This window comes from Actinomadura sp. NPDC048032 (assembly GCF_040653175.1).
GTDB classification, from domain to species: domain Bacteria; phylum Actinomycetota; class Actinomycetes; order Streptosporangiales; family Streptosporangiaceae; genus Spirillospora; species Spirillospora verrucosospora.
The window spans coordinates 20,062-30,853 of record NZ_JBEZJP010000045.1; the positions used below are offsets into that span (position 1 = coordinate 20,062).

The 10,792-nt window shown below is 70.6% G+C and carries 11 protein-coding genes and 1 pseudogene; 4 read left to right on the forward strand and 8 right to left on the reverse strand.

The features are described 5' to 3' along the window. Positions 1-22 precede the first annotated feature (22 nt). A complete protein-coding gene (locus tag AB0C69_RS09240; RefSeq protein ID WP_360351756.1) occupies positions 23-370 on the forward strand; it encodes a hypothetical protein in 348 nt (115 codons plus the stop codon). Between the two features lie 540 nt (positions 371-910). On the opposite strand, the gene AB0C69_RS09245 is transcribed toward AB0C69_RS09240, so the two are convergent. After that, positions 911-1,099, reverse strand: coding sequence for a DUF397 domain-containing protein (locus tag AB0C69_RS09245; RefSeq protein WP_360351759.1), 189 nt, complete (start codon positions 1,097-1,099; stop codon positions 911-913). Continuing rightward, complete coding sequence (locus AB0C69_RS09250) at positions 1,090-1,860, reverse strand: helix-turn-helix transcriptional regulator (RefSeq protein WP_360351762.1); 771 nt, start codon at positions 1,858-1,860, stop codon at positions 1,090-1,092. Before AB0C69_RS09250 ends, AB0C69_RS09245 begins: the two co-directional genes overlap by 10 nt. Before the next feature lie 182 nt (positions 1,861-2,042). Between AB0C69_RS09250 and AB0C69_RS09255 the strand changes: the two genes are divergently transcribed. Further along, the gene (locus AB0C69_RS09255) at positions 2,043-2,441 is read left to right on the forward strand and encodes an ATP-binding protein (RefSeq protein WP_360351765.1); all 399 of its coding nucleotides are present in this window, start codon (positions 2,043-2,045) and stop codon (positions 2,439-2,441) included. Positions 2,442-2,469: 28 nt separating this feature from the next. On the opposite strand, the gene AB0C69_RS09260 is transcribed toward AB0C69_RS09255, so the two are convergent. The 4 genes from AB0C69_RS09260 to AB0C69_RS09275 all read right to left on the reverse strand — a co-directional run bounded on the left by AB0C69_RS09260 (position 2,470) and on the right by AB0C69_RS09275 (position 4,510). Next, positions 2,470-2,895: a DUF6069 family protein gene (locus AB0C69_RS09260; RefSeq protein ID WP_360351768.1), complete on the reverse strand. Its 426-nt coding sequence runs from the start codon at positions 2,893-2,895 to the stop codon at positions 2,470-2,472. Between the two features lie 243 nt (positions 2,896-3,138). Then, the gene (locus AB0C69_RS09265) at positions 3,139-3,243 is read right to left on the reverse strand and encodes a hypothetical protein (RefSeq protein ID WP_360351771.1); all 105 of its coding nucleotides are present in this window, start codon (positions 3,241-3,243) and stop codon (positions 3,139-3,141) included. Further along, entirely contained in the window at positions 3,240-3,410 is a 171-nt protein-coding gene (locus AB0C69_RS09270; RefSeq protein WP_360351774.1) for a hypothetical protein, read from the reverse strand. Before AB0C69_RS09270 ends, AB0C69_RS09265 begins: the two co-directional genes overlap by 4 nt. A 173-nt stretch (positions 3,411-3,583) precedes the next feature. Continuing rightward, positions 3,584-4,510, reverse strand: coding sequence for a LysR family transcriptional regulator (locus tag AB0C69_RS09275; protein WP_360351777.1), 927 nt, complete (start codon positions 4,508-4,510; stop codon positions 3,584-3,586). A gap of 269 nt (positions 4,511-4,779) precedes the next feature. Between AB0C69_RS09275 and AB0C69_RS09280 the strand changes: the two genes are divergently transcribed. Continuing rightward, positions 4,780-5,391, forward strand: a complete 612-nt coding sequence (locus AB0C69_RS09280; protein ID WP_360351780.1) for a phosphotransferase — start codon at positions 4,780-4,782, stop codon at positions 5,389-5,391. Between the two features lie 174 nt (positions 5,392-5,565). Continuing rightward, complete coding sequence (locus tag AB0C69_RS09285; protein ID WP_360351783.1) at positions 5,566-8,472, forward strand: ATP-binding protein; 2,907 nt, start codon at positions 5,566-5,568, stop codon at positions 8,470-8,472. A gap of 1 nt (position 8,473) precedes the next feature. On the opposite strand, the gene AB0C69_RS09290 is transcribed toward AB0C69_RS09285, so the two are convergent. Next, complete coding sequence (locus AB0C69_RS09290; protein ID WP_360351786.1) at positions 8,474-9,676, reverse strand: hypothetical protein; 1,203 nt, start codon at positions 9,674-9,676, stop codon at positions 8,474-8,476. Positions 9,677-9,731: 55 nt separating this feature from the next. After that, a pseudogene (locus tag AB0C69_RS09295) lies at positions 9,732-10,792 on the reverse strand (hypothetical protein); the annotation flags it as partial.

Below are 10,792 nucleotides of genomic sequence, written 5' to 3' on the forward strand. Positions count from 1 at the left end.
CGATGTCTGGAGTAAGTAGCGGATGAGCTTTGATCTGGCTTTTTGGTTCCAATGGCCTGCTCCAACTGTAGAGGAGGCTGCCGAAATATATGAGCAACTTGCTGATGAGATTCAAGGGGTGGTGGAAGAGGGGCCGAGTATCCGGGGCTTCTATCATGAGGTGACTTCTATATACCCGGATATCAATGAGGACAATATGGAGGAGTCTGTATGGTCTTCTGCTCTCTATGTCACCGATGAATGTCTGATAGCCGCGATCGCGTGGTCGCGCTCTGAGGAGGTCTCGTCAGTATTGATTGATCTGGCCGTAAAGCATCGACTGGTCGCTTACGACCCCCAGAAACAGATAGTCCACGCAATGGCCGATTGAGTCGGGTGGTTGATTTGAGGCGGCTGGCGTTCTGGTCTGGTCGACTTTTCCTGGGCGGTGGCGAGGACTTTCAGTCTGGTCAGCGCAGGCACGATCACTCCTGAGGCCGCCGGATACGCCGCGTTCTGGGCGGCCGTCGTCGCGCTGTGGAGCTGGCGCGTCTGGCATGGAGGCCCCATGGCCGTCCACTGCATGCGGCAGGCGCTGCTCACTTTCGGGGGTTCGCGCGCCGGGCGGCGTGCTGATCGCGATCCTGGTCATGGTCGCGGGGTGGGGACTGGCCTACGCTCCGGTTGGCCTCCCCGCCCTTCCGACGATCGCGTTCGGAGTGGTGTCGTTCGTACTGTCCAGGCTGCTGCGTCGACCTGCCGTAACCGATTGGACCAGAGCAGAGAGGGTGCAGCAGCGGTCGGCATGAGCCCTCGGATCCACGCCGATGTGGAGACCTCACCGCGCTCGGCACGTCCGAGCGGGAGTACGGCAGGCGTGGGTCGCCTACCGCAGCTCGGGGTTGTGGGATGTGGGGATGGTCGGGGTCGGTCAGCGGGGTGTGAAGGTGGAGTTCAGGGCGGTGCGCAAGGTCGTGCGGGTGAAGAGGAGGACGGGACCGTCCGGGTCCTTGCTGTCCCGCACCGCTACCCCGGTGGCGGCGTCGGCCAGCTCGACGCAGTTCCCTCCGTTAGAAGCGCTGTAGCTGCTCTTACGCCACTTGGTGTCCGTCAGGTCCATTTTTCCTGAGCTACCTTCCTGATTAGCTCGCGGGACATGTCTTCTGTAAGGGTGCGCGAGTGAAGCGCGACCAGGGTGCGTGCTAGTTCGGACAGGTCTGTGGGGTCGTCGGTGGTGATGGCGCGGATGGCCGTCTCGACATATGCGACCTCGCTTCGATCGTCCTTCGTCGCGACCACAAATGCGCCTGTGTTCCCGTCATGTTCGCCGCTTGTCAACACTACTTGAACCGTGACGTTGGGCAACATGCTGATCTCTGCCAAGTGCTCCAGTTGCTCTCGCATCGTCTCGGCGGTGCCGACCGGCCGATAGAGGGCCTGTTCATCGATGAGAAGTACGAGGGTGGGGGCGGGATTTCCTCCTTCTCTGGTGATGATCGCCTGGCGGCTGATGCGAGCGTCGGCGGCGTCCTTGTTGTTGTGCAGGATCGCCAACGCGTAAGCCTGGGTCTGTGCCAGGCCAGGGATCAAGGAGTGTTCCCAGCACACGAGCATGGCCGCCTCCGACTCGACTTCTGGCCAGTCGAACCAGATCGGCACAGGGTGGCCGTTCCTGTTCAGGTCCAGCCAGAGTTTGATCAATGCGCCGTCAGCTTTAAGGAGACGATCAACCGCGTCGACGAAGTCCCGAGTGGCACGCCTGGTGCCGGTCTCGATGCGGCTCACCTGCGCCTTACTGATGTTCGTGTGATCAGCAATGGACTGTTGCGTGATCTCCCTCGCCTCCCGCATCCGGCGTAACTGGCCACCGAAGGCGATCAACGCGGGGGACTCCTTAGGGCGTTGACGTCGTGCAGGCATGAGCGCGAAGTTTCCTCTCCCCGATACCTCACCAGGACGGCCTTCCTGTTTCCAGTCGTCACCAAGTCGAATTGGCAACAACATCCTACCGAGAAACCTTGCTAATTGTGTGGTGTTCGCCACACAGAGTGAGGAGATCGATCATGGGCGAGTCGGCATGTCACGGGAACGAGATCGTGGTGAAGAACGATCTTGCGGTCGTCGCCGAGGTGCGGCGGTTCGTTCGGCTGGTCGCCGGTCAGTGGGACATGGACGACTTCGTCCCCTGCCTGGTGGCGAGCGAACTGGTCACCAATGCCCTCCGGTACGCGTCCGCGCCCGACGGCGACGTGACGTTCCGGGTCGGGCGCACGGACGACGGCGCGTTGTGGATGGAGGTGCAGGACGAGACCTGCGATCTGCCCCGCGTCCAGCGCGCGGACACCATCAGCGAGACGGGCCGGGGAATGTTCATCGTGGACCAGTTCGCGCGCTGCTGGGGCGTCCGTCCCCTGGCCGGCGACGCGGGCAAGGTCGTCTTCGCGGTCGTCGACCCCTCATGACGGCGGAGGGGGTGCGCCCGGCGTCTGATCAGCAGCGGTTCCGCCCGTAGGGCAGTCCGATGATCAGCGAGGCCCCGACGGTCAGGTGCATGCCGAGCAGCACGAGCCGGCTGCTGGTGTCGGCGCCGCTGCCCAGCGGTCCCACCAGCGAGAGGGCCAGTGTGATCAGCGTGATGATCCGGAAGACCCGGGTGGGGTGGCGGACGGTGCGCTCCAGGAGGGCGAGCAACCCCCAGGCGGCCAGTCCGGCGGCCAGCGCGGCGCCCACGACGGCAGCCGGGCCGATGTGCTGGGTGGAGTCGCCCTGGTGGACGGTGAGGGCGCTGCCGGCCCAGGGATCATTGACGGCCCAGAGGAGCAGAGCGCCGGCCGCTGCGGCGGCGACGTTGATCGCGCGGCCCCTGCGCCGAGCGGTGGTGCAGGTCTTCGCGGTCTGCTGCGTGTCGTTGCTCATGCCGATGAGCATCGCGGTAGGGGCGGGAACGGCACATCACACCGCAGGCCAGACCGAGCCGCTCGAAAGAGAAGCCGACCACCGACTTTGGAAGGGGGTCCGCGCCCGCCGCCCGCCGACCAACCTCAACGACGCGCCTCCCAGAACAACCCGGGACGGAGCGGCGTGGGTCCAGGTGAGTCAGGCAGCACGGGTGTCGACACCGCGCAGGATGAACTGGTCGTCGCCGAAGACCGCGGGGATCTAGATCTGTCCGTCGAGGGCTTGGACAGAGCGGGCGATGGCGTCGACTGTGGAGACTTCACCGCGTTCGATCTGGGAGACGCGGCTCTTGTTCACGCCTATCATGTCGGCGACGTCGGTTCGGGACAGGCGGCGGCCTTGCGGCGTTCGGCGAGCCGATGGCCGTCGATGTAAGCCTGGTTGCGCTTGCGGCCCTCGCTCACGGCCTCCTCGCCGCCCGCTGCTGCGACGACGTCGGCGCGCACCTCACTCCACTTGGAGAAAGTCGTCATCGCTTTCCTCCTCGACCTGGCGTTCTCTCAAACAGAGCCTTGAGCCCGCTCATCCAGGCGAGCAGCTCGCCTGTGATGCGGATCCTCGCACGGCCGGTGGGGTTGGGGCTGGGTTTTGGATCGTGTTCGTTTTGGTGTGGCTTCGGTCTCTGGGCGCGGTGGCGACGGCGCCGTCATTGTGGCGTTGGGAAGTGGGGGTGGTCGGGAGTTGGGAGCCATTCCGTTTGGGGGCGGGAGTGGTGTTGTGCGCGGGTGATGAAGCCGGGGAGGGACGGGTGGCGGTTGGCCTCGTGCCACATCAGGGACCAGGGGTAGGCCGGGGTGGGGTCGGTTATGTCGATCTGGACGACGTCAGGGTGGCCGGGGAACTGGGTCTTGTTTCCGAAGGTGATGAGGTCGGGGGAGGCGCCGATCCTTTCCATCATGTGGTCGTGGCCGAAGACCGGGCCTGATGTGTCGATGTGGACGCCGAACTCTGCGCTGAGGTGGCGGTAGTAGTCCGCCCACTCGCTTTCGGGGGTGTTGCCGGGCATCCATGCCGTCGAGCCTGAGAGTTCTCTCATCGGCACCTGGCGGTGCTCGGCGAGGCGGTGCCGGTGGCCGACCAGGATGGGGATGGGCTCCAGGGCGGCCGGGACGCGCCTGATCCCTGGTGGGAGAGGTGCGGTGACGCGGGCGAAGGCGGCGTCGATCGAGCCGTCGGTGAGGGCCGTCCAGCGTGAGCCGGCGCCGCGGGAGACGACGATGTCGACTTCGGCGTCGCCGGTCTCGTAGAAGGAACGGACGATCTCGATCGGGGCCGCGTTGTGGCCGAGCACGTCGATGCGCAGGGCGCGGTGGCGGGCGCGCAGCATCGCGGTGGCCTGGTCGGCGAGGCCGATCAGTGCTCGGGCCTGGGGGAGGAAGGCCGCACCGTCCTCGGTCGGCTCGGCGCCGGTGCGGGAGCGGTGCAGGAGGGGGACGCCGAGGGCCGCTTCGAGCTTGGCAATCCGCTTGGAGACCGCCTGCTGGGTCATGTCCAGGCGGTCCGCGGCATCGGTGAAGCGCCCGTCGTCGACGACGGCGAGGAACGCTCGGACGGCACCGAGATCTAGCTCCAACGACAACTCCTGGTTGTTCTGCGCCGGCGTGTCGGTTGTTGGACGCCGCCGGGCGGATTCGGCTCTGATTGCCAGGCCGGTCGGCAGTCCGACGACTAGGAGGAGCTTAGGTGGCACCGTCGAGCGAAGCGCGTCCGTTTCCGCGCATTGACCCCCTCGGGACGTCCGCCGGGGAGCGGGAGATTCCGTTGAGCGGGGGCCGGATCACCGAGGGGGTCGTGCGGGTCGGTGACACGGTGAGGCGGCCGGTGGGGGCGCATTCGGCGTTCGTGCATCGACTGCTCCGGCATTTCGAGGCGGTGGGCTGCGACGCGGCGCCCCGGCTGCTCGGGATCGACGGCAAGGGGCGCGAGGTCCTCAGCTTCCAGCGCGGTGAGACGCGGACCGAGTTCCGGTCCCGGGAATGGACGTCCGCCCAGATCGCCGCGGTGGCGCGGTTGCTGCGCCGGCTGCACGACGCCAGTGCGGGCGCGGCCATCGCGGGCGGTCAGGAGACCGTGTGCCACAACGACTTCTCCCCGCTGAACGTCACTTTCGTCGACGGCCTGCCCGTGGCCGCCTTCGACTTCGACCAGGCGGCTCCCGGCCCGCGTACGCGCGATCTCGCCTACGCCGCCTGGTTGTGGCTGTTCGGCGCCGATGTCGCCGGCCCTCTCGATCGGCAGACGTTTCTGCTGCGGACCTTCCTCGACGTGTACGGGCTCGGAGAGGAGGGCCGGCGAGGGTTCGGCGCGCTCATCGTCGCCCGGGTCGAGGACGAGCTCGCCATGCACCGGCGCGCCGGACGGATCACCACCCCCGGCACCTGGCTGCATCAGGAGATCGTGTGGTTGGGAAAGCACGCCGACGACATCGACCGCGGTCTGCGGGACGCGCCCTGACGTGCGGGGGGGCGGGTTCTTCCTTGACGGGCATTGGCGTGGGGGGTGGGGGCGGGGTTGGATGCTGGGGTGACTATGCCCCCTGGTTCGTCTCGTGCTGGCCGGCCGCCTTCCGGGTGGGGTGGTGGGGTGGCGCAGGGCGGGCCGCCGGTCGCTGCGCAGGGGGCGCCGTTCGTGTTGCCGGGGCCCTGGTACCGGATCCAGGCGATTCCGGTGCCGCAGCGGGAGGCGTCCGCGGAGTGGGACTTCGTGAGCGTGCTGCCCGCGGCGCTGTCGGCGGCGCGGTCGGGGAGGCCGTTCGTCGTCGGGTGGCTGTCGGCGGGCGGCGGGGCGCCGCTGGAGCTGATCACCAACGCGGGGCCGATCGGGACGCCCGAGGCCGGGGCGGAGACGCACGGGCTGCTGTTCCCCGGCGGGGCGCGGGGCGTGCCGATCGGGGACGGGTGGCTGCGGCAGGCCGAGCGGATGGAGTGGACGCGGTGTCCGGGACGGCTCGCGCCGCAGGGGTCCGGGGCCGGGCCTGGGCTGTTCGAGTCGACGCTCGTCACGCTGATGGAGCGGCCGTTCGGGTGGTTCGTGGTCGCCGATCCGTGCGACGAGCGGCTGGTCGACGCCGAGATGCGCGAGCTGCACCACGAGTTGCGGATGTTGCGGCGCGGTGAGGACGAGCATGCGCGGCTCGCGGTGGCGCGGGCCGACCGGAGGCTCGCCGAGCTGGACGCGTTCCGCGAGGCCGGGCTCTGGCAGGTCCGGGTGGTCGCCGGGGCCGCGTCGCAGGCGGAGCTGGGGCAGATCGCGCCGGTGCTGGTCGGGTCCATGGAGCTGGGGCACCATCCGTACCGGCTGAGGTCGGGGCAGGGGAGCGGGTCGTTCGCCGAGATGCTGGGGCCGGGGACGGCGCCCGCTCAGGTGCGGCCGATGAGCGAGGCGGAGCAGCGGTTCCCGTTCGTCGCGACGGCCGGGGCGCTGGCGGCGCTGGCCGGGCTGCCGCGGCGGGAGGTGCCGGGGCTGCGGGTGCTGGACGCCGGGTACTTCGACGTGACGTCCGAGACGGCCCCGGCGAGCGGGGAGGCGCAGATCGAGCTGGGCGCCATCCTGGACGGCCAGGACCGCGAGGTCGGGCGGTTCGCCGTGCCCCGCTCGACCATCAACCGGCACGTGTTCGTCACGGGCGCGACCGGCGCGGGCAAGTCGCAGACGGTCCGGCACCTGCTGGAGCAGCTCACCCGGGCGGGCGTGCCGTGGCTGGCGATCGAGCCCGCGAAGTCGGAGTACGCGGCGATGGCGGGCCGCATCCAGGACCTCGGCGGGCCCGTCACGGTCGTCAACCCCTCGGACCCGGACTCGGTGCCGCTGTCGGTGAACCCGCTCGCGCCGGAGCCGGGCTACCCCGTCCAGGCGCACATCGACATGGTGCGGGCGCTGTTCCAGGCCGCGTTCGACGCCGAGGAGCCGTTCCCGCAGATCATGGCGCAGGCGCTGCAGCGCGTCTACGAGAACAACGGGTGGGACGTGGTGACGGGCGGGGGCGTGCCCGGGTCGCTCATCGAGCCCGCCGTGCCGACGCTGGAGCAGCTGCAGAACGCGGCGCTCCAGGTCATCCAGGACGTGGGCTACGGCCGCGAGCTGATGGCCGACGTGCAGGGGTTCGTGGACGTGCGGCTGCGGTCCCTGCGCATCGGCTCGGCCGGCCGGTTCTTCGAGGGCGGCCACCCGGCCGACATCGGCGGGATGCTCCGCGACAACATCGTGCTCGCCATCGAGGACGTCGCGAACGACGAGGACAAGGCGTTCCTCATGGGGACGCTCATCATCCGCATCGTCGAGCACCTGCGGATGCGGGAGCGCAGGCGCGACCGCGCCACGGGTTCGGCGCTGCGGCACGTCATCGTGATCGAGGAGGCGCACCGGCTGCTGCGCAACCGGGGGCCCGAGCGCGGCAGCTCCCACGCCGTCGAGCTGTTCGCCGGGATGCTCGCCGAGATCCGCGCGTACGGCGAGGGCATCATCGTCGCCGAGCAGATCCCGACGAAGCTCGTCCCGGACGTCATCAAGAACACGGCGCTCAAGGTGGTGCACCGGCTGCCCGCGTTCGACGACCGGCACCAGGTCGGCGCGGCGATGAACCTGGACGGCGACCAGTCCCGCGAGGTGGTGTCGCTGCGTCCGGGCGTCGCCGCCGTGTTCGCGGACGGCATGGACCGTCCGCTGCGCGTGCGGGTGCCGCTCGGCGAGGGCCGCGAGGCGGAGCTGCCCGGCCCGCCCCCGCCCGTGGACGGCCGGCGGTCGGCGGCGTGCGGCTGCGAGTGCCGTTCGGGGCGCGCGTGCACCCTGTACGAGCTGCGCGAGGCGGACCTGATCGCGGGCCATGCCGACTGGGCGTGGCTGCGCCTGTGGGCCGACACGCTCGTCCTGGCGCATGTGGCGAACCGCCCGATCCCGTCGGTCCCGCCCGAACTGGGGCGCGCCTGGTCGCGGCTCACGCCCCGGCTCCGCGAGTGCGCGCTGGCGACCGTCCTCGAACGGGCGGTGTCGCGGCGGTCGCGGGGGCTGCGCACCGCCTACCCGCCGGCCGACCTCACCGCCGCCGTCGCCGAGGTCGCGCAGCGGCTGCTCGGCGGCGGCGCGCCGGGCGCCTCCCCCGGCCCGCAGTGGGTGGTTCCGCAGGTCAGGTGGCTGCACGAGCTCGACAGGCTCTTCCCCTACGGCGGCGGCGCGCCCGACAAGCACGCCCTCGCGCCGCCCCTGGACTACCAGCTCCCCGGCCTCAAGCAGCCGCCGGACGCCAAGCTCGGCCACCGGCTCCGCGCCCTGCGCCGCCACCCGCTGTCGATGGAGCTGGAACGCAACCGTCCGATCGCCGCGACCGCCCTCTACGGCGACGACGACCAGTCGGGCTTCTTCAAGGACCTGGCCGTCGTCACGATCGGGTTCGACGAGGACGAGCAGATCGACCACGTCGCCGGGACGATGCGCGTCACCGGATGGCTGGAGCCCGTCCTGAGCTGGTACGACCGCTTCGTCACACCGTTCGAGGATCCGTCCAAGGGGCTCGCGTTCCTCAGCCCCCAGGCCGAATGACTCAGATGTCGCTCTCGGTGCGGGTGGGGAGGCCCGCCTTCTCCGCGACCACGTTCCAGTAGCCGATGAACTCGTTCTTGGCGGAGCTGGCGCGCTGGTTGACGTCGGCCACCTCGCTCTCGGACGGGCAGCCGGGGGCGCCCGCGAGGTAGCGCTGGTTCGACTCCGTCGACGCCTCAAGGGCGCGGACGAGCGCGGCCTTCATCTCCTCGCCGTCGAGGAGCGCGCTCACCTCCAGGGCCCGCGCCTTCTCCAGCTCGCCGCGGCGGGCGTCGAGGACGCGCCGCACGCCGCTGACCGGGCAGCCCTGGGTGACGACGGTGCCGAGTTCGGAGCGGGTCCCGCCCATCTCCTCCAGCAGGTCGTTGACGGCGCGGGCCTGCGCGTCGAGGTCGCCCTCGCTCGTCGGGCTGTCGGACGCGGACGCGACGCCCTGGCTCTGGCCCGTGGACGGGCCGGAGGCCGCGGGGGGCGACGAGTTCGATCCGCTTGGCCAGAACACGATGCCCAGCGCGACCCCAATCAGGAGGACGACGCCCGCCGCGCCCAGGAAGTAGGGCATCGTGCTGCGCTTCGGCGGCGCGGGCGGCTGCCAGATCGCGGGTTCGGACCACGGTTCGGCCCACGGCTCGGGGGAGAGATGCGTCGTCCGTTCCTCGGCGGGCGGCATGTGCAGCGTGTGGTCGGGCCGCGCCTCCCACTGGACGGGGCTCTGGTCGGCCCACGGCGGCGGCGCCGGTTCCCACGGCACCGGCACCCCGCCCGGGGCGCTCTCACCCGGCGCCCCGCCGCCGTACTGGGCGCCTTGGACGGTGGCGTCGTCCGCGTTCGGCGGGGGGCTGCCCATCGGGGTACCGCTGTACGGGGCGCGGTACGGGTCGTTCTGGATGGTCGGGTCGTCAGCGTCGGGCGGGCTTCCGGCCTGCGGGGCACTGCCCGACGGAGCTCCGTACGGGGTGCCGCCGTAGAGGGAGCGGTACGGGTCGTCTTGGACGGTGGCGTCGTCCGCGTCTGGCGCCCCTCCGCCCGGTGGCGCGGTGAACGGGTCGCGGACGGTCTCGTCCTGGACCGTCGCGTCGCCTGCCCCGGCCGCGTTGGTCCAGGCCGCCGCGTCGCCCGTACCAGGCGTGACGAGGGGCGCGTCGCATCGCGCGCACCTGGGCGACCCAGAAGCGGAGTCGGTTCCGCAGTTCGGACACCGCATGACGGCCCCCTGCCCGGTGAGTTCGAACGGTCAGAGAATACTGCGTGACCGACCGTTACACCCGTTTCCAGCTCCGCTGCGGCTGACCGGTCTTCTGCGCGACCGGGTTCCACAGGACGACGAACTGCTTCTTCGAGGCCGTCGCGCGCCGTTCGGCGTCGGCGCGTCCGGGAACCTGCGCGGCGCTCGGGCGCGGCTTGCCCTTGCACTTGCGCTGGTTCGCCTGCGCCCACTTCAGCAGCACCTGGTCGACCTGGAGCGAGGCCCCCAGCGCCTGGTGCAGCGAGCCGCGCAGCCGCTCGCCGTTCGCCAGCTTGTCGACCTTGAGGCCCTGCGTGCGGCGCATCTGGTTCGTGCGGCGCTGCGCGACCGTCTGGAATCCCTGGATGGCCTGCGGCAGCGTCTTGCACTTGCCGGCGCGGCCGAGCGCCCCGGCGAGGATGCGGCGGGTGTCGACGCTGTCGTTGAGGATCCCGTTGAGGACGGCGGCCTGCTGCTTCATCTCGGGCGGGATCGCGTTCTTCTGCGCGACCTGCTTCTGGGACGCCGCCGGGGACGGGTCGCCGCCCCCCGGCGTGTCGTCCCCGGACGGCCAGGCGACGAACGCGACGGCGCCGACCGCGACCGTGACCAGCGCGGCCACGGCGGCGACCAGCGGCTTGCTCGTCCCGTTCTTGCCCTGGCCCGGCGCGCCCGGTCCGCCGGGCGGGAACTGGCCGGGCGGGTAGCCGCCGTACGCGGGGTCGCCCGGCCCCATCGCGCCCATGGGCTGCATCCCGGGGCCCATCGGACCCTGGTGCATGGGGCCGTTCTGCATCGGGCCGTGCTGCATGGGCCCGTTCTGCATCTGCATCGTCTGCATCGGGGGCTGGCCCATGTTCCCCATGCCGCCCATCGGGGCGGGGGCGCCCATGGGGGAGGCGGGGTCCATCCGCGTCCGGTCGAGGTCGTCGCCGAAGCCCTGGGCGCCGGGCATGGCCGGGCCCGGCGCTCCGGCGGGGGCGATCTGCGTCGCGTCGGCGTCGGGAAGGGCGGGGAACTGCGGGCCGCCGGGGGGCTGCTGGCCCCACGCCTGCGTGGCGTCGGCGTCCGGCGCCTCGGGCTTGCGCGGCTGGG

Excerpts from the sequence above, each read along its gene's own strand:
- AB0C69_RS09260 (WP_360351768.1), bottom strand. The coding sequence starts at position 2,895 with ATGAGCAACGACACGCAGCAGACCGCGAAGACCTGCACCACCGCTCGG.
- AB0C69_RS09290 (WP_360351786.1), bottom strand. The coding sequence starts at position 9,676 with ATGCGGTGTCCGAACTGCGGAACCGACTCCGCTTCTGGGTCGCCCAGG.
- AB0C69_RS09265 (WP_360351771.1), bottom strand. The coding sequence starts at position 3,243 with ATGATAGGCGTGAACAAGAGCCGCGTCTCCCAGATCGAACGCGGTGAA.
- AB0C69_RS09270 (WP_360351774.1), bottom strand. The coding sequence starts at position 3,410 with ATGACGACTTTCTCCAAGTGGAGTGAGGTGCGCGCCGACGTCGTCGCA.
- AB0C69_RS09245 (WP_360351759.1), bottom strand. The coding sequence starts at position 1,099 with ATGGACCTGACGGACACCAAGTGGCGTAAGAGCAGCTACAGCGCTTCT.
- AB0C69_RS09255 (WP_360351765.1), top strand. The coding sequence starts at position 2,043 with ATGGGCGAGTCGGCATGTCACGGGAACGAGATCGTGGTGAAGAACGAT.
- AB0C69_RS09240 (WP_360351756.1), top strand. The coding sequence starts at position 23 with ATGAGCTTTGATCTGGCTTTTTGGTTCCAATGGCCTGCTCCAACTGTA.